This window comes from Caballeronia sp. LZ043 (genome assembly GCF_031451075.1).
Classification (GTDB): Bacteria; Pseudomonadota; Gammaproteobacteria; order Burkholderiales; family Burkholderiaceae; genus Caballeronia.
The window spans coordinates 1,801,556-1,819,804 of sequence record NZ_JARUXT010000001.1; the positions used below are offsets into that span (position 1 = coordinate 1,801,556).

14 protein-coding genes are annotated in these 18,249 nt (G+C 64.3%); 7 read left to right on the top strand and 7 right to left on the bottom strand.

What is annotated here, in order from left to right:
- Nucleotides 1–51: 51 nt before the first annotated feature.
- Together surE and QCE64_RS08110 are read left to right on the top strand one after the other, a co-directional pair.
- Nucleotides 52–840, top strand: coding sequence for a 5'/3'-nucleotidase SurE (gene surE / locus QCE64_RS08105; protein WP_309916727.1), 789 nt, complete (start codon nt 52–54; stop codon nt 838–840).
- A 178-nt stretch (nt 841–1,018) separates the two neighbouring features.
- Nucleotides 1,019–1,438, top strand: coding sequence for a DUF2147 domain-containing protein (locus QCE64_RS08110; protein WP_309919746.1), 420 nt, complete (start codon nt 1,019–1,021; stop codon nt 1,436–1,438).
- A gap of 18 nt (nt 1,439–1,456) precedes the next feature.
- Here the strand turns inward: QCE64_RS08110 and QCE64_RS08115 are convergent, their stop codons facing one another.
- The 5 genes from QCE64_RS08115 to QCE64_RS08135 all read right to left on the bottom strand — a co-directional run bounded on the left by QCE64_RS08115 (nt 1,457) and on the right by QCE64_RS08135 (nt 8,961).
- Complete coding sequence (locus QCE64_RS08115; protein WP_309916730.1) at nt 1,457–1,846, bottom strand: transposase; 390 nt, start codon at nt 1,844–1,846, stop codon at nt 1,457–1,459.
- Nucleotides 1,847–1,987: 141 nt separating this feature from the next.
- Nucleotides 1,988–3,085: a cell division protein ZapE gene (zapE, locus tag QCE64_RS08120; RefSeq protein WP_309916733.1), complete on the bottom strand. Its 1,098-nt coding sequence runs from the start codon at nt 3,083–3,085 to the stop codon at nt 1,988–1,990.
- A 104-nt stretch (nt 3,086–3,189) separates the two neighbouring features.
- Nucleotides 3,190–4,620 (bottom strand): dihydrolipoyl dehydrogenase, encoded by a 1,431-nt coding sequence (lpdA, locus tag QCE64_RS08125; RefSeq protein WP_310003373.1) that lies wholly within the window; start codon nt 4,618–4,620, stop codon nt 3,190–3,192.
- A 90-nt stretch (nt 4,621–4,710) separates the two neighbouring features.
- Nucleotides 4,711–6,012 (bottom strand): 2-oxoglutarate dehydrogenase complex dihydrolipoyllysine-residue succinyltransferase, encoded by a 1,302-nt coding sequence (odhB, locus tag QCE64_RS08130; protein WP_309916739.1) that lies wholly within the window; start codon nt 6,010–6,012, stop codon nt 4,711–4,713.
- An 84-nt stretch (nt 6,013–6,096) separates the two neighbouring features.
- The gene (locus QCE64_RS08135; RefSeq protein ID WP_309916743.1) at nt 6,097–8,961 is read right to left on the bottom strand and encodes a 2-oxoglutarate dehydrogenase E1 component; all 2,865 of its coding nucleotides are present in this window, start codon (nt 8,959–8,961) and stop codon (nt 6,097–6,099) included.
- 428 nt (nt 8,962–9,389) lie between these two features.
- Between QCE64_RS08135 and QCE64_RS08140 the strand changes: the two genes are divergently transcribed.
- Entirely contained in the window at nt 9,390–9,914 is a 525-nt protein-coding gene (locus QCE64_RS08140; RefSeq protein ID WP_310003375.1) for a hypothetical protein, read from the top strand.
- Nucleotides 9,915–10,048: 134 nt separating this feature from the next.
- Here QCE64_RS08140 and typA read toward each other — a convergent pair whose 3' ends face one another.
- Nucleotides 10,049–11,875 carry a translational GTPase TypA gene (gene typA, locus QCE64_RS08145; protein ID WP_309808573.1) on the bottom strand — a complete coding sequence of 609 codons (1,827 nt, stop codon included), beginning with the start codon at nt 11,873–11,875 and terminating at the stop codon, nt 10,049–10,051.
- Between the two features lie 359 nt (nt 11,876–12,234).
- Between typA and QCE64_RS08150 the strand changes: the two genes are divergently transcribed.
- The 4 genes from QCE64_RS08150 (at nt 12,235) to QCE64_RS08165 (ending at nt 17,245) form a co-directional block, all read left to right on the top strand.
- The gene (locus QCE64_RS08150) at nt 12,235–12,750 is read left to right on the top strand and encodes a MarR family transcriptional regulator (RefSeq protein ID WP_309808575.1); all 516 of its coding nucleotides are present in this window, start codon (nt 12,235–12,237) and stop codon (nt 12,748–12,750) included.
- A gap of 75 nt (nt 12,751–12,825) precedes the next feature.
- On the top strand, nt 12,826–14,355 hold the full coding sequence (locus tag QCE64_RS08155; RefSeq protein ID WP_309916748.1) for an efflux transporter outer membrane subunit: 1,530 nt from the start codon (nt 12,826–12,828) through the stop codon (nt 14,353–14,355).
- 54 nt (nt 14,356–14,409) lie between these two features.
- Nucleotides 14,410–15,672 carry an EmrA/EmrK family multidrug efflux transporter periplasmic adaptor subunit gene (locus tag QCE64_RS08160; RefSeq protein ID WP_309916751.1) on the top strand — a complete coding sequence of 421 codons (1,263 nt, stop codon included), beginning with the start codon at nt 14,410–14,412 and terminating at the stop codon, nt 15,670–15,672.
- 13 nt (nt 15,673–15,685) lie between these two features.
- Complete coding sequence (locus QCE64_RS08165; protein ID WP_309916754.1) at nt 15,686–17,245, top strand: DHA2 family efflux MFS transporter permease subunit; 1,560 nt, start codon at nt 15,686–15,688, stop codon at nt 17,243–17,245.
- A 65-nt stretch (nt 17,246–17,310) separates the two neighbouring features.
- Here the strand turns inward: QCE64_RS08165 and truB are convergent, their stop codons facing one another.
- Nucleotides 17,311–18,249, bottom strand: a complete 939-nt coding sequence (gene truB / locus QCE64_RS08170; RefSeq protein ID WP_309916757.1) for a tRNA pseudouridine(55) synthase TruB — start codon at nt 18,247–18,249, stop codon at nt 17,311–17,313.

Below are 18,249 nucleotides of genomic sequence, written 5' to 3' on the forward strand. Positions count from 1 at the left end.
CTCTGCAATAATCGGTCGATCTCTTTCACCATCGACCAGGAGTGATTCGCGATGTCCGCCTCTTCGCCCATCTTGCAACGCGTGCTCATCACCAACGACGACGGCATCGACGCCCCCGGACTGGCCGTCCTCGAGGCCGTGGCGTCCGAACTCGGGCACGAGGTCTGGGTGGTCGCGCCGGAGCACGACCAGAGCGGCACCTCGCATTCCATCAGCCTGCATTCGCCGCTGCGCGTGTCGCGCCGGAGCGAGCGGCGCTTCGGCGTGCAGGGCACGCCCGGCGACTGTGTCGTAATGGCCGCGCGCCACCTCATGAAGGACGCGCCGCCCACGCTCGTGCTGTCCGGCATCAATCGCGGCGCGAACCTCGGTGTGGAGACGATGTTCTCGGGCACCGTGGGCGCCGCGATGACGGGCTTGCTGCTCGGCTTGCCTTCCATTGCGCTCAGCCAGACCTTTCGCGATCGCGACAACGTCCGCTGGGACACGGCGCGCATGCTCGCGCCCGGCGTGATCCGGCAGTTGCTGGCGATCTCGCACGACGCGCCCACCTGCCTGAACGTCAACTTCCCCGACTGCGATGCCTCCGCCGCCGGACCGCTCACGGTCACGCGCCAGGGCGTGGGTCTGGTCGAGGGCATCGACGTGGTCGCCGAGGTGGATCCGCGTGGCATCGACTATCACTGGCTGCGCTTCCAGCGCGGCCCGCGTCCGAATTCGCCCGACAGCGAGACCGCGGTAGTGGGTTCCGGGCGTGTCGCGGTGACGCCGCTGCACTTCGATCGCACTGACGAGCGCACCTTCGCCACGCTTCAGGCGGGACTGGCGTGCAAGGGCTAAGGCGCACCCGCGCGAGGGCGACTAGAAGCTTCCCTCTCGAATCCACGAGTCGCTTTCCCGTATGCTGAGCCGGTCCGGCGGCGGCATGCGCGTGCCCGGCCGGCCACAATCAAAATCAGAACAAGGAGGCAACATGAGCCGTTTCATCAGTCCGCGCGGCGTGCGTCCCCTGCTCGGCATGCTGTGCGCGATGCTGGCCGCCAGCGCGTTTGCGCAGAACGCCACGCCGGTCGGCACCTGGCAAACCATCGACGATCAAAGCGGCAAGCCGAAGGCGATCATCCAGATTGTCGACGAAGGCAACGGCCAGCTGTCCGGCAAGGTAGTGCGCGGCATCGGCGAATTCGATCAACCGGACAAGCGCTGCACCGCCTGCACCGACGAGCGCCGCGATCAACTGATCAAGGGCATGACGATCATCACGGGCATGCGTCAGGACGGCGACACGTGGGACGGCGGCCATATCCTCGATCCCGAGAACGGCAAGCTGTACAAGTGCAAGATGAAGCTCGACGACAACGGCCAGAAACTGGTGGTGCGCGGGTTCATCGGCGTGTCGCTGCTGGGTCGTTCACAGACCTGGCTGCGGCAGCAGTAAAGCCGACGGGCGGCGGGCTCAAGCCGCCTGCCGTTCCGCCACTTCGGCCTGCACCTCTTCGAGCACACACGAAGCCGTGTGTTCGAATTCCGCGGGCACGCGCATGCGCGACATCATCAGCGTGTACAGCGACTCACCCGATGGCCCGAACAACTGCGTCATCACGCGCAACAGCACACCTGATTCATACCAGGCCTTGAAACGCCGATGACACGTCTGATACGACGGGTACTTGCGCGGCAACGTGGACCACGACGCGCCGCTGTACATCACCCACAACACGCCATTGAGCACCGCGCGCGTATTGGCGAGCGGCCGGCCACGCAACTCCGAGCGCGGCCGTAGTTCGGGGAGCAGCGGCGCCACCATCTGCCATTCATCGTCGGACATATCGCGGTAGGGCTTCACGTTCATCTCTCCAATCGCTGACTGATAACCGGGATCGACAATACCGAGTCCCTGCCAGCCCGCACATCAGAGTGATCCGAATCTTGAAAATGCCCTCTAGCCTTACGCCGTTTGGACGGTCGTCCTTCGCCTGTTCTCTTATTAATTGAATGTAATATCCGCGACCCGGCGTGGCGCTTCGAGGTATTCCTTCGACTGCATTTCGACGATCCGCGAAACAGTGCGCGTGAATTCGTTCGCCATCGGCCCTTCGACGTAAAGCTCCTCCGCAGGCACCGCGGCGGACATCAGCAGCTTGACCTTGTGGTCATAGAACACGTCGATGAGCCAGGTGAAGCGGCGCGCTTCCGAGGCCATGCGCGGACTCATTTGCGGAACGTCGGACAGGATCACCGCGTGGAACCGGTTCGCCAGTTCGAGGTAGTCGTTCTGCGAGCGCGGACCGCCGCACAGCGTCGCGAAGTCGAACCAGACGACACCATCCGCGCGACGCAGCGCCTTGATCTCGCGCTTCTCGATGTGCAGGATCGGACTTTCGTCGGGCACCGCCGCGAGCTTCGCGAAGTCGGCGCGCAGCGCCTCGCTCGCCGCCGCGCCGAGCGGCGTGTGATACGCCTTCACCTGCGACAGCGTGCGCTTGCGGTAGTCGGTGCCGGCATCGACGTTGAGCACGTCGAGATGCTCCTTGAGCAACTCGATGGCCGGCAGCAGGCGGTCGCGATGCAGCCCTTCCGGGTACAGCGTGTCCGGCTCGTAGTTGGACGTCATCACGAACTGCACGCCCGCCTTGAAGAGGCGGTCCAGCAGGCGATAAAGGATCATCGCGTCGGCGATGTCGGACACGTGGAACTCGTCGAAGCAGATCAGCCGATAGCGCTTCGCAATGCGTTTCGCGACTTCGTCGAGCGGATCGGCCTGGCCTTTCAGCTCTTCCAGCTGGCGATGCACCTCGCGCATGAACTCGTGAAAATGCAGGCGCGTCTTGCGCTGCACCGGCACGACCGCATAGAAGCTGTCCATCAGGAAGCTCTTGCCGCGCCCGACGCCACCCCACAGATACGCGCCGCGCGGCAACTCCGGGCGCACCAGGAACTTCTTCAGCGCGTTCGAGCGGCGCGCCTTGTAGGCGACCCATTCGTCATAGCAGCGTTGCAGGCGCGCGACCGCCGCGAGCTGGGCCTCGTCCGATTGATAACCCCGCGTGCGCAGTTCGTTTTCGTAGTATTCGGTGACGTTCATGATGCCGCGTCTGTGCGTCGATGACGTTGAAAATGACGAAGGCGAGCGGTTTGATCCGCTCGCCTTCGTTGCGATGCCTTGCGTATTGCCCGAAGCCGAGCTGCTTACATGTTCAGCGCGCGCTTGTCGACGGCGAGCGCCGCTTCACGCATCACTTCCGACAGCGACGGATGCGGATGGCAGATCCGGCCGATGTCTTCCGAGGCTGCCTTGAACTCCATCGCCACGACCGCTTCCGCGATCAGGTCCGACGCGTCCGCCGCAATCACGTGCACGCCGAGGATCTCGTCGGTCTTCGCGTCCGCGATCATCTTGACGAAGCCTTCCGCACGGCCAATACCCAGCGCGCGGCCGTTGGCCATCATCGGGAACTGGCCGGTCTTGATCTCGCGGCCTTCGGCCTTGAGCTGCTGTTCCGTCTTGCCGACCCACGCAATTTCCGGTTCCGTGTAGATGACCCACGGCACGCAGTTGTAGTCGATATGCGGCTTCTGACCGTCGATGATCTCCGCCACCGCCACGCCTTCGTCTTCCGCCTTGTGCGCGAGCATCGGGCCGCGCACCACGTCGCCGATCGCGTAGACGCCCGGCACGCTGGTCGCGCAGTGATCGTCCACGTCGATGAAGCCGCGCTCGTTGGCCTTCAGGCCGATGGCTTCCAGACCGAGGTTGTCGGTATTCGGCACGCGGCCGATCGACACGATCAGGCGATCCGCTTCCAGCTCTTTCGCATTGCCCGCGTTGTCCGTGTAGGCGATCGACACGCCCGCGTCCGACGTCTTCACTTCGCCGATCTTCACGCCGAGGTGAATGTCGAGACCCTGCTTCTTGAACTGCTTGGCGGCTTCCTTCGCCAGCGCTTCGTCTGCTGCGCCAAGGAATTGCGGCAGTGCTTCGAGCACCGTCACGTCCGCGCCCAGGCGGCGCCACACCGAACCGAGTTCCAGACCGATCACGCCCGCGCCGATCACGGCGAGCTTCTTCGGCACGGCGTCGAACGACAGCGCGCCTTCGTTGTCGGCGACGATCTTGTTGTCGACCGGAATGTTCGGCAGATGACGCGCCTTCGAACCCGTCGCGATGATCACGTTCTTTGCCGTGACGACTTCCGTCTCGCCTTCGCCCGACACTTCGATCTGCACGCCGGCGTCGTTCTTGCCGGTGAACTTGCCATGGCCCTTGAGCCAGGTGATCTTGTTCTTGCGGAACAGGAATTCGATGCCCTTGGTCATCTTGTCGACGATGCCGTCCTTGCGGGCGAGCATCTTCGAAACATCGAGCTTCACGTCCGACACGGTGATGCCGTGATCGGCCAGATGCTTCGACGTGTTTTCGAACTCCTCCGACGACGCCAGCAGCGCCTTCGACGGAATGCAGCCCACGTTGAGGCAGGTGCCACCGAGCTTCAATGCGCCCGCCGGGTTCTTCCACTTCTCGATACACGCAACCGTCTTGCCGAGTTGCGCTGCGCGAATCGCCGCGATATAGCCGCCCGGGCCCGCGCCGATCACGACGACATCAAATTCCTTGGACATGACTTTCCTTGATCGTGACTCCGCTCTTGCGGAGACGCCTTTCCGAAGGCGCGCGCGAGCCTATCGCGCGCGCCCGAAGGCACTGGGTTCTTACAGGTCCAGCAGCAGACGGGCCGGATCTTCCAGCGCGTCCTTCATCGCGACCAGCGACAGCACGGCTTCGCGGCCGTCGATGATGCGGTGGTCGTACGACATGGCGAGATAGTTCATCGGACGGATGACGATCTGGCCGTTCTCCACGACCGCGCGTTCCTTCGTCGCGTGCACGCCGAGAATGGCCGACTGCGGCGGGTTGATGATCGGTGTCGAGAGCATGGAGCCGAACACGCCGCCGTTCGAGATGGAGAACGTGCCGCCCGTCATTTCCTCGATGGACAGCTTGCCGTCCTTGGCCTTCTGGCCGAATTCGGCGATCTTCTTCTCGATGTCGGCGAGGCTCATCTGGTCTGCATTGCGCAGGATCGGCACCACCAGGCCGCGCGGCGAACCGACCGCGATACCGATGTCGAAGTAGCCGTGATAGACGATGTCGTTACCGTCGATCGACGCGTTCACGAGCGGGAACTTCTTCAGCGCGTGCACGGCAGCCTTCACGAAGAACGACATGAAGCCGAGCTTCACGCCGTGTTCCTTTTCGAAGCGGTCCTTGTATTTGTTGCGCAGCTCCATGACCGGCGCCATGTTGACTTCGTTGAACGTCGTCAGGATGGCGTTGGTCTGCTGCGACTCGAGCAGACGCTCGGCGATACGCGCGCGCAGACGCGACATCGGCACGCGTTGTTCCGGACGGTCCTTGAGCCACTGGTCGGCCGAACCGGGTGCGCTGACTTGCGGCAGAGCCGGCTTCGCGGCCTTTGCAGGCGCCGCAGCGGGAGCCGGAGCGGCAGCCTTCGCTGCGGGTGCGCCCGCTTGTGCGGCGAGTGCGTCGCCCTTCGTGATGCGGCCGTCGCGGCCCGAGCCCGACACCTGATCCGCCGACACGCCCTTCTCGGCCAGGATCTTGGTCGCAGCCGGCGATGCGGCGCCGCCCGTCGATGCGCCGGCGGCAGCAGCCGGAGCCGATGCCGTGGCGGCAGCCGGTTCGGCTTGCGGCGCGGGCTTCACTTCGGCGTCGCCGGCAGCGGCGGCGGCGGGTGCTTCGCCGGCCTTCGCTTCGGTGTCGATCTTCGCGATGATTTCGTCGGCGGTGACGATGTCGCCGTCATGCTTGATCACTTGCGCGAGCACGCCGGCCGACGGCGCGGGCACTTCGAGCACGACCTTGTCGGTCTCGATTTCGATGAGGATTTCGTCCTGGGCGACAGCCTCGCCCGGCTTCTTCTTCCACTGCAGCATGGTGGCTTCCGAGACCGACTCGGAAAGCTGGGGAACCTTGACTTCTACGATAGCCATTTCTGTATTGTCCTGATGCGTGTTCGTGTGTGTTCGAGCGAAGAACCGGCGAGCGTGCGCTCAGCCGGTTCCTTCAAGCGATGCTTACTTCGCGATGACCTGCGCGCCCTTCAGGCGGCCGAACGCGCCTTCCACGAGCGCTTTCTGCTGCTCGTAGTGCTTCGCGTAGTAGCCGACCGCGGGCGAGGCCGAAGCCGGACGGCCGCTGTAGGCGAGCTTCATGCCTTCGCGCATGCCTTCGCGCAGATGGTGCTCGATGTAGAACCAGGCGCCCTGGTTCTGCGGCTCGTCCTGCACCCACACGACTTCCGTCGCGTTCTCGTACTTCTTGAGTTCCGCGTCGAACTGCTTGTGCGCGAACGGATACAGCTGTTCGATCCGGACGATCGCGACGTCGTTCGCCTTCGCTTCACGGCGATGCGCGACGATGTCGTAATACACGCGGCCCGAGCAGCAGACCACGCGCTTGACCTTCTTCGGCTCGATGCTCTCGTCCACTTCGCCGATGACCGGCTGGAACGAACCCTTCGCCAGTTCCGACAGGTCCGACACCGCTTCCTTGTGACGCAGCAGCGACTTCGGCGTGGCGATGATCAGCGGCTTGCGGAACAGGCGGATCATCTGACGGCGCAGCAAGTGGAAGATCTGTGCCGGCGTCGTGGGCTGGACCACTTGCATGTTGTGGTCCGCGCACAGTTGCAGGAAGCGCTCGATACGCGCCGACGAATGCTCCGGACCCTGGCCTTCATAGCCGTGCGGCAGCAGCATCGTGAGGCCCGAGACACGGCCCCACTTCACTTCGCCCGACGAGATGAACTGGTCGATCACGACCTGCGCGCCGTTCACGAAGTCGCCGAACTGCGCTTCCCACGCGACGAACGTGTTCGGCTCGGCGGTCGAATAGCCATACTCGAAGCCGAGCACGGCTTCTTCGGACAGCACGGAGTCGATCACCGTGAACTTGGCCTGGCCTTCCGCGATGTTCTGCAGCGGAATGTACGTGCCGTCGTTCCAGCGCTCGCGGTTCTGGTCGTGCAGCACCGCGTGACGGTGCGTGAAGGTGCCGCGGCCCGAGTCCTGGCCCGTCAGACGCACGGCGTAACCCGATGCCACCAGCGATGCGAACGCGAGATGCTCGCCCATGCCCCAGTCGAGCTTGGCTTCGCCGAGCCCCATGGCGCGGCGGTCGTTGATGACACGCTCGACCAGCGGGTGAACCTTGAAGTTTTCCGGAATCGTCGTGATGCGCTCGGCCAGACGCTTGAGTTCAGCGAGCGGCACGGCGGTGTCGGCCGCGTCGGTCCATTTGCGGTTCAGGAACGGCACCCAGTCCACCGCGTACTTGCTCTTGTAGTTCGAGAGCACCGGATCCACCGTGTGATGGCCTTCGTCCATCGCCTGGCGGTATTCCTTGACGAAGTTGTCCGCGTCCGCTGCCGTGATGACGCCTTGCTGCACCAGCTTCTCGGCGTAGACCGCGCGCGTGCCCGGATGCTTCGCGATGGTCTTGTACATCAGCGGCTGCGTGACCGCCGGCGTGTCCTGCTCGTTGTGACCCAGCTTGCGGAAGCAGATGATGTCGACGACCACGTCCTTGTGGAACTTCATGCGGAAGTCGATGGCCAGCTGCGTAGCCAGCACGACCGCTTCCGGGTCGTCGCCGTTCACGTGCAGCACCGGCGCTTCGATCATCTTGACCACGTCCGAGCAATACAGCGTGGAGCGCGCATCGCGCGGGTCCGACGTCGTGAAGCCGATCTGGTTGTTGATGACGATATGCAGCGTGCCGTGCGTGCCATAGCCGCGCGTCTGCGCGAGGTTCAGCGTTTCCATCACGACGCCCTGGCCGGCGAATGCGGCGTCGCCGTGCACTTGCACCGGCAGCACCTGCAGGCCTTCGTCGTCGCCGCGGCGGTCCATACGGGCCTTCGCCGAACCTTCGACCACCGGGTTCACGATTTCCAGGTGCGACGGGTTGAATGCGAGCGACAGGTGGACCGGGCCGCCTTCGGTGGAGACGTCCGACGAGAAGCCCTTATGGTACTTCACGTCGCCGGCCGGCAGGTCATCGACGTGCTTGCCTTCGAATTCGGCGAACAGGTCCGCCGGCATCTTGCCGAGCGTGTTGACCAGCACGTTCAGACGGCCGCGGTGAGCCATGGCGATGACGATTTCCTGCACGCCGCTCTTGCCGCCGTGACGCACGACTTCGTCCATCGACGCGATGAAGCTCTCGCCGCCTTCCAGCGAGAAGCGCTTCTGGCCAACGTACTTGGTGTGCAGGAAGCGCTCGAGGCCTTCGGCGGCCGTCAGGCGGTTCAGGATGTGCTTCTTCTTGTCGTTCGAGAAGTTGGGCGTGGAGCGGATGGACTCCAGCTTTTCCTTCCACCAGCGCTTTTGTTCCGGGTCGCTGATGTACATGTACTCGGCGCCGATCGTGCCGCAGTACGTGTCGCGCAACGCCTTGACGATGTCGCGCAGCGAAGCCTGCTCGAAACCGAAGTACAGGTTGGTCGCGTTGAACACCTGGTCCATGTCGGCTTCGGTGAAGTCGTAGAAACCGGGTTCGAGTTCGGGAATGGCGGGACGCTCGCGGCGCTTGAGCGGGTCGAGATTGGCCCACTGCGAACCGAGGAAGCGATAGGCGCCGATCAGCGACTGGACGTAGACCTGCTTGCGCGCAGTGGTGAGGTCGCCGGTGCTGGCGCTTTCGCGCGGCAGGAAGGCATTGGCCTTCGCGCGCTGGGCGAAGGATTCGACGATGGGGCCGTGAGCCACGTCGTTGTGCGCCGTGCCGTCGGAGGCGGGCACGTTCTGCAACGCGTCGAAATAGGCGCGCCAGGTCTCGGGCACTGACGCAGGATTATCGAGATATTGCTCGTACAACTCTTCGACGTACGGAGCATTACCGCCGAACAGATAAGAGTTCGACTGGAATTGCTTCATCATTTTACGCTCACCTTTCTTCGAGTTTCTCGAGGAAGTGCGGGTTACAAAACCTTCCGCGCCACGGCCTGACCGTTTAGCGGATTGCGCGAATCAAGTCTGCTTGGAAGGACCTAATAGCACTAGCTAATCTGAGAAGCATAGCACAGAACACCATTGCTCTGAAGTTCAGGAAGCCCGCAAACGCTTGTCCCATGCCGACGACCGGGATTGCAAGCGGCACTTTGCCGTCGCGCGCCGCGGGTTTCGACGCGCGCTGAAGCGCGCGGCGCGGTATCCGATTGACACCGCGACCGACCTCACGCTTTGCACACTGCATTACCCGAGCGAACTACGTCGCGACGGGTCGGAACGCGGCAAGGATCGGACATTCCGAACCGTGGCGCTTTCGGATCGCAACCCAACGCACGCAATGTGCTTCAGGAGTGAATATGCTATCCAGCTTCAATTTTTCAAACGCTTCGTCCCAGTCTTATCAGGGCATGTCGGGCGCGCCTCTCGCGCCGCGGGTCGTCACTACCCGATCGAGTACCACGCAGTCGTCTTCCGACACCGGCAGCAACTACTCGACCTCGTCCTCCTCGTCGGTCAGCGCGCCGCCGACTCCTTATCCATTGACGCCGACCGCTTTCTACGGCTCGGACTCAAACACGGACGAGTTCTCGTCGATGATGAACGACCCGAATGTGGTGGCCCAGATGCGGGACGCAGCGGTGGACCGGGCGGGGCAGATTCTCGCGGCACAGGGCGCGCAGCAGGTCGCACCGCAGATCGTGCAGCCGCAGATCGTTCAACCGCAGATCGTCCAGCCGCAGGACACGCAGGCTCAGGCTCCCGCCGAGCAGCAAACCCAGGGACCGTTGACGGCAGCGCTCCATGATGTGGCGAACTTCGGACAACACGTCCTGCAAACTGTTCTTCAGCCCCTTGCCGGTCTTGCTGATCTGGTGAAATAACCCGCCGTGCGATAGCTCAGGCGAGAAGCGATTGCCCAGGCTTCGCGCCTGAGACAAAAAAACCCGGCGGTGCACGACGCACCGCCGGGTTTTTCATGACTCGCCACACGCCGCAAACCGCGACGCGCGTCCTGTTACTCAGCGTTGGCTTCGCGGCTGGCGCGGCGACGCTCGTGTTCCTTCAAGTGACGCTTGCGCAGACGGATGTTCTGCGGCGTGACTTCGACCAGCTCGTCATCGTCGATGAATTCGACCGCGTACTCCAGCGACATCGAGATGGGCGGCACGAGGCGCACGGCTTCGTCGGTGCCCGAGGCGCGCACGTTGGTCAGCTGCTTGCCCTTGATCGGGTTCACGACGAGGTCGTTGTCGCGGCTGTGGATGCCGATGATCATGCCTTCATACAGCGCATCGCCCGGCGACACGAACATGCGGCCGCGATCCTGCAGCTTCCACAGTGCATAGGCGACAGCCGCGCCGTCGTCCTGCGAGATCAGCACGCCGTTGCGGCGCTCGCCCACCGAGCCTTCCTTTACGGGCGCATACGAATCGAACGTGTGGCTCATCAGGCCCGTGCCGCGCGTGAGCGTCAGGAACTCGCTCTGGAAGCCGATCAGGCCGCGCGCCGAGATCTTGTACTCGAGACGCGTGCGGCCGCGGCCGTCCGACGTCATGTCGAGCATTTCGCCCTTGCGACGGCCCAGCTCTTCCATCACGCCGCCCTGATGCTGGTCTTCGATATCCACCGTCAGGTTTTCATACGGCTCGCACTTCACGCCGTCGATCTCCTGCAGCACCACGCGCGGACGCGACACCGCGAGCTCATAGCCTTCACGGCGCATGTTCTCGACCAGAATGGTCAGGTGCAGTTCGCCGCGGCCCGACACTTCGAACGTGGTTTCGTCGCCGGTGTCCTTCACGCGCAGCGCGACGTTGTGATTCAGTTCCTTCGTCAGACGGTCGCGAATCTGGCGGCTCGTCACGAACTTGCCTTCCTTGCCCGCGAGCGGCGACGAGTTCACGAGGAAGTTCATCGTCAGCGTGGGTTCGTCGACGGTGATCATCGGCAGCGCGTCGGGCTGTTCCGGCGAGCAGATGGTCACGCCAATGCCGATTTCCTCGATGCCGTTGATCAGCACGATGTCGCCGGCCTGCGCTTCCTCGACCTGCACGCGCTCGAGGCCGTGGAACGACAGCACCTGGTTGATCTTGCGGTTGAGGATCGCGCCGTCCGGACCCGAACGCACTGCTACCTGCATGCCGGGGCGGATGCGGCCGCGCGCCACGCGGCCCACGCCGATACGGCCCACATACGAGTTGTAGTCGAGCGAGGTGATCTGGAGTTGCAGCGGGCCGTCCGGATCGGCCGGACGGACGGGAACGTGCTGAAGAATGGCTTCGAACAGCGGGCGCATCGTGCCTTCGCGCACTTCCGGATCCAGGCCGGCGTAGCCGTTCAGGCCCGACGCGTAGACGACCGGGAAGTCGAGCTGTTCTTCGGTGGCGCCGAGCTTGTCGAACAGGTCGAAGGTCTGGTTGATCACCCAGTCGATACGCGCGCCCGGACGGTCCACCTTGTTGATCACGACGATCGGCTTCAGGCCGAGCGCGAGCGCCTTCTTCGTGACGAAACGCGTCTGGGGCATCGGGCCTTCGACGGCGTCGACCAGCAGCAGCACGGAATCGACCATCGACAGCACGCGCTCCACTTCACCGCCGAAGTCCGCGTGTCCCGGCGTGTCGACGATATTGATGTGCGTGCCTTCGTATTCGACGGCGCAATTCTTGGCCAGAATCGTGATGCCGCGTTCCTTTTCGATGTCGTTCGAGTCCATGACCCGCTCGGCGACCTGCTGGTTTTCCCGGAACGTGCCCGACTGGCGGAGCAACTGGTCGACGAGCGTGGTCTTGCCGTGGTCGACGTGGGCAATGATGGCAATATTGCGGAGGGCGCGAGTCATATAGAGGTATCTTGGTTGTGCGCCGTCGAGCGAATCCCGAATCCCGTTCAAGGGATAGGCGAGACTTCTGTGCCCGGCAGCCCCTCAAGAACCGTCATGCAAGCATGACTTCGCGGGCTCGGCGCGGTGAGAACCGTAAATTATAGCACGCACAAATGTCGTTTCCTCGCAATAGGACGCAACCTGGGACGCAACCCGGGACGCAACCCGGGCCCGTTTGCCTGCCGCGCCCGCATGGCTGCCCCGCCACCTGAAGTCCCCACGACTGTTAAGCCTTTTCCGAAAACATTCTTGCAGCCCGGGAGACGCTTACTTATAATCCTGCCTAGTCAACTATTGCAAGCGCACCAAGTTTTCTCATGAGCGACGCCCCGAAATCCACCGCGATCAGCGAATACGTGCTCAACGAGAGCGTCGGGTATCTGATCGGCCGCGTGCGCTCGACCATGTGGAACATGGTCACGCAGCACACCACTTCCGAACTCAACATCACCGGCACGCAGGCCAGCATTCTCTTCATGCTGGCGGTCGGCAAGTGCGTGACGGCCGCCGATATCGCCCGCGAGTACGGCATCGACGCCAGCGCGGTCACGCGTCTGATCGACCGGCTGGAGAAGCGCGGACTGCTGTCGCGGGTACGCAGCGAGGAGGACCGGCGCGTCGTGCGGCTCGCGCTGACCGACGAAGGCCACGCCACCGCCGAGCGGGTGCCGGCCATCTTTACACGCGTGCTCGATCACCTGCTTACCGGCTTCACACCCGAGGAAGCGGGCTTCCTGAAAAGCATGCTCCGGCGCATCCTCGCGAACTCGTGCGACCCGTCGGTGGCCGGCCTGGCCTGCGCCACCGACCGCGCTGCCAGTTCCTTGCGATGACAAGCAAATTGCCGATCGCCAGCTTGCAAAATGATTGCAATGTCCATTATTGATGTTCATCTCGAGAGACGGGAAATGAAACACCTCTCCTTGTCCGCGCTTCGCTCCGGAGCCCGGCCGCTCAGCCGCGCCAGAAGCGCCGCCGTGGCTGCGGCGGCCGCCTTCATGGTGGCGGGTTGCGCGAACTACGCCGGCATTTCCAGCGACAAGACCATCGCCACGCCCGACCATTTCGCGGCCACCGAAAGCGTGCCCGGCCAGGGCGGCCAGTGGCCGACGCTCGACTGGGCCCGACAGTTCGGCGATCCGCAACTGCCGCAGCTGATCGACGAAGCGCTCGCCGACAGCCCGACCATCGCGCAGGCGCAGTCGCGTATTGCCAAAGCGTCTTCGTACATCGAAACCTCGCGCTCGGCGCTGTATCCGAAGGTCAACGGCTCCTATTCGTGGACCCGCGAACTCTATTCGGGCAATGCACTCTTCCCGCCGCCCTACGGCGGCACCTGGTTCAGCGAAAACAACGTGCTGGCGAGCGCGTCGTGGGACCTCGACCTGTGGGGCAAGAACCGCGCACGGCTGAATCAGGCGGTCTCGCAGCAGAAGGCCGCCGAAGCCGACATGCAGCAGGCGCGCGTGACGCTCGCGGCATCGGTGGCGCGGACCTATAACCAGCTCGCGCTGCTCTACGCGCTGCGCGATGTCGCCGCGCGCGAGATCGCCAACCGCCAGGATGTCGGCCGCATTACCGACGGACGCGTTGCGGCCGGCATCGATACGAACGTCGAACGGCGCACCGCGGAAGGCAATGTCGCGACCAGCCAGACGAATCTCTCGGAACTGGACGGCCAGATCGAGACGGTGCGCTATCAGATCGCCGCGCTGCTCGGCAAGGGTCCGGACCGCGGCCTGCAGATCGCGAAACCCGCGCTCGATCAGAAAGTGGACGTGACCCTGCCCGACAACGTGCCCGCCGATCTCGTCGCGCGCCGCCCGGATATCGTCGCCGCGCGCTGGCAGGTGGAAGCCGCGACGCACAACATCAAGGAAGCGAAAGCCGAGTTCTTCCCGGACATCAATCTTGCGGCCGGCTTCGGCTTCGATGCGTTCGGCTGGGGCCGCTTCCTGCAATCGAGCAGCCGCCAGATCCAGGCGGGGCCGGCGGTGCATCTGCCGATCTTCGACGCCGGCGCCCTGCGCGCCCAATTGAAGGGCCGGTACGCCGACTTCGAGGGCGATGTCGCGAACTACAACCAGACGCTGATCAACGCGATGAACGATGTCGCCACCAACATCTCGGCCATCCGCTCGCTCAACAAGCAGACCGCCGATGCCCAGCGCGCGCTCGCAGCCGCGGAGAGCGCCTATCAGCTCGCCGTGATCCGCTACAAGGCGGGACTCTCGCCGCAGTTGCAGGTGCTGAACGCTGATTCGAACCGGCTCGCCAACGAGCAGACGTTGACCAACCTGCGCCTGAAGCGCACCGACTTGCAGATCGCGCTGATCAAGGCGCTCGGCGGCGGCTTCGACGCCACCAGCAGCAATCTCGCGATCGACGGCAGCGGGCAGCAGCAGGCAGCGAATCAGGCCACGGCGCCGGCGCAATAACGCGCACAAACAGAATACGCATCAGGACATAACAGGAATACTCGGAGTCATTTCATGAGCGACCCTCAACAAAACGCCGCGGCCGCGCCCGCGCAGAAAGCGGGCAACGGCAAACGCCGCCGGCTGATGACGCTGATCGTGCTCGTCATCATCCTCGCGGCCGTCGCGTACGGGCTGTACTACTTCCTCGTCGCGCGCTTCCACGAGAGCACCGACGACGCCTACGTGAACGGCAACGTCGTGCAGATCACGCCGCAGGTCGTGGGCACGGTCATCTCCGTGAACGCCGACGACACGCAGACCGTGAAGGTCGGCGATCCGCTGGTCACGCTCGATCCGGCGGATTCGAAGGTCGCGCTCGATCAGGCCGAAGCGAACCTCGCGCAGACCGTGCGCCAGGTCCGCACCTTCTTCGTCAACAACAACCAGTACGAAGCGCAGATCGCGCTGCGCCGCTCGGACCTCCAGCGCGCACAGGACGACCTGAAGCGCCGCATGATGGTCGCGCAGACCGGCGCCGTGTCGCAGGAAGAGATCTCCCATGCGCGCGACGCCGTGCGCGGCGCGCAGGCATCGCTCGATGCGGCCCAGCAGGAACTGGCGTCGAACCGCTCGCTGACCGCGAACACGACCATCGCCGATCATCCGAACGTGCTGGCGTCCGCCGCCAAGGTGCGCGACGCGTACATCAACTTCGCGCGCAACACGCTGCCGGCGCCGGTGACGGGCTATGTGGCGAAGCGTTCGGTGCAGGTCGGCCAGCGCGTCTCGCCGGGCAATCCGCTGATGGCCATCGTGCCGCTGAACGCCGTGTGGGTCGATGCGAACTTCAAGGAAGTGCAGTTGAAGCACATGCGCATCGGCCAGCCGGTCGAGCTCACGGCCGACCTGTACGGCTCGGGCGTCGTGTTCCATGGCAAGGTGGTCGGCTTCTCAGCGGGCACGGGTTCGGCGTTCTCGCTGCTGCCCGCGCAGAACGCGACGGGTAACTGGATCAAGGTCGTGCAGCGCCTGCCGGTGCGGATCGAACTCGATCCGAAGGAACTGGAGCAGCATCCGCTGCGCATCGGCCTGTCGATGGACGTTGACGTGACCATCAAGAACGACCAGGGCGGCCAGCTCGGCAATGCGCAGAACACGGTCTATCAGACCAACGTGTTCGACAAGTACGGCGCGGAAGCGGACCAGGAAATCGCGCGCATCATCCAGCAGAACGCGGGCACCGGCACGGGTTCGCAAGGGGCGGCAGCGTCGACCTCGTCGAGCAAGCCGCGCGGCAAGGCGACCCAGTCCGCCTCGGCCACCAAGCTGATGTAAGCGGGCGCGCGTCATGTCTACGCAAAACGTCGTCCATCCGCCGCTGTCGGGCGCGAAGCTCGTCATCGGCACGATCGCCGTGTCGCTCGCGGTCTTCATGAACGTGCTCGACACGTCGATCGCGAACGTCTCGATTCCGTCGATCTCGGGCGACCTCGGCGTGTCGTCGGACCAGGGCACGTGGGTCATCACGTCGTTCGCCGTCGCCAACGCGATCTCGGTGCCGCTCACCGGCTGGCTCACGCAGCGCATCGGCCAGGTGCGGCTGTTCCTCGGCTCGATCATCCTGTTCGTGATCGCGTCCTGGCTGTGCGGCCTCGCGCCGACGCTGCCCTTCCTGCTCGCCGCACGCGTGCTGCAGGGCGCCGTGGCCGGACCGATGATCCCGCTGTCGCAGACGCTCCTGCTCGCGAGCTATCCACGCGAGAAAGCGCCGGTCGCGCTGTCGATGTGGTCGATGACCACGCTCATCGCGCCGGTCGCCGGGCCGATTCTCGGCGGCTGGATCTCCGACAACATCTCCTGGCCGTGGATCTTCTACGTGAACATCCCGGTGGGGATCATCGCGGCGGGCGCGACCTTCGCGATCTTCCGCGACCGCGACTCGGCGATCCGCAAGGCGCCGATCGATTCGGTCGGCCTGGCGCTGCTCGTGATCTGGGTGGGCTCGCTGCAGGTCATGCTCGACAAGGGCAAGGACCTCGACTGGTTCAACTCCACGACGATCGTCGTGCTCGCGCTGGTCGCGGTGATCGCGTTTGCGTTCTTCATCGTGTGGGAGCTGACGGCCGAGCATCCGGTGGTCGACCTGTCGCTGTTCGCGCTGCGCAACTTCTCGGGCGGGACAATCGCGCTGTCGGTGGGCTACGGGCTGTACTTCGGCAATCTGGTGCTCTTGCCGCTCTGGTTGCAGACGGTCATCGGCTACACCGCGACCGACGCGGGGCTCGTGATGGCGCCGGTCGGAGTGTTCGCGGTGCTGCTCTCGCCGATCACCGGCAAGTTCCTTCCGCGCACAGATCCGCGGCGCATCGCGACGGCCGCGTTCATCGTGTTCGCGCTGTGTTTCTGGATGCGTTCGCGCTACACCACGGGCGTCGATACCTGGTCGCTGACCTTGCCCACGCTGATCCAGGGCATCGCGATGGCGGGCTTCTTCATTCCGCTCGTGTCCATCACATTGTCGGGGCTGCCGGGGCATCGCATTCCGGCGGCGTCGGGTCTGTCGAACTTCGTGCGAATCATGTGCGGCGGCATCGGCACGTCGATTTTCTCGACGGCGTGGGAGCACCGGACCATCGTCCATCACGTGCAACTGACGGAACAGGCCAACGCCTACAATCCGAACTTCGCGAATTCCATGCAGCAGCTGCACGGCATGGGGCTCTCGCAGGAACAGACCTACGGCCTGTTCAACAGCATGGCGACCCAGCAGGCCGCGCAGCTCGGGGTGAACGACATGTTCTACATCTCGGCGGGGATCTTCATCGCGCTGATCGTGCTGATCTGGATCACGCGGCCCGAACGCTCGGGCGGCGGGGATTCGGCGGCGGCGGCATCGGCTGCGCATTGAGCGCGTTGCGGATGCTTTGGGTGCTGCAATGAAAAAAGCCTGGATGAAAATCCAGGCTTTTGTCTTTATTGGGCCGTGACGATCAACCGTTCCGGCGCCAGCACGCCCTCGCCCGCGCGCGCCACGCCCAATAGCCGGCCGTCTTCCTGCGTGTAGACCCGCACGCGTCCGTCCTCGAACGGCATCGAGACAAGGTCCGCAAGCCGCAAACGCTGGCCGTGCAGGAAGCGCTTCGCCGCGTCGCTGTCGAGGCGAATCTCGGGGAAGGTGGACAGCAGCGCGTCCACCGGCTGCAGCCGTTCGTCGCGTTGCGCTTCGCTCAGGCTGGCGAGCGCATCGAGCGTGACCGCATGTTCGAGCGTCAGCGCGCCGACGCCCGTGCGCCGCAACGCCGTCAGATGCGCGCCGCACTCCAGCGTCTCGCCGATGTCCTCGGCAAGCGTGCGCACGTACGTTCCCTTGCTGCACGTCACGCGAAACGTCACGAGCGGCAACGCGCACGCCAGCATCTGCAACGCGTGGATCGTCACCGGACGTCCCTCGCGCTCCACGGTCTGACCCGCGCGCGCGTATTCATAGAGTGGCTTGCCGTCGCGCTTCAGTGCCGAGTACATCGGCGGAATCTGCACGATGTCGCCGAGAAACCGTTGCATCGCGTCGACCACGGCCGCTGCGTCGCAAGTCACGTCGCGCGTCTGCACCGCCTCGCCTTCGGCGTCGCCGGTGGTCGTGCGCACGCCCAGACGCATGGTCGCCTCGTAGGTCTTGTCGGCTTCCAGCAGATCCTGCGAAAACTTCGTCGCCTCGCCGAAACACAAGGGCAGCAAACCCGTTGCGAGCGGATCAAGCGTGCCCGTATGGCCGGCCTTCTTCGCGAGGTAGATGCGCTTCGCCTTGATCAGCGCGTCGTTGCTCGAGAGCCCGAGCGGCTTGTCCAGCAGCAGCACGCCATCCAGCGCGCGGCGCGGAAGCTTCGGCCGCGACTGTTTCTCCGAACCGCTCAT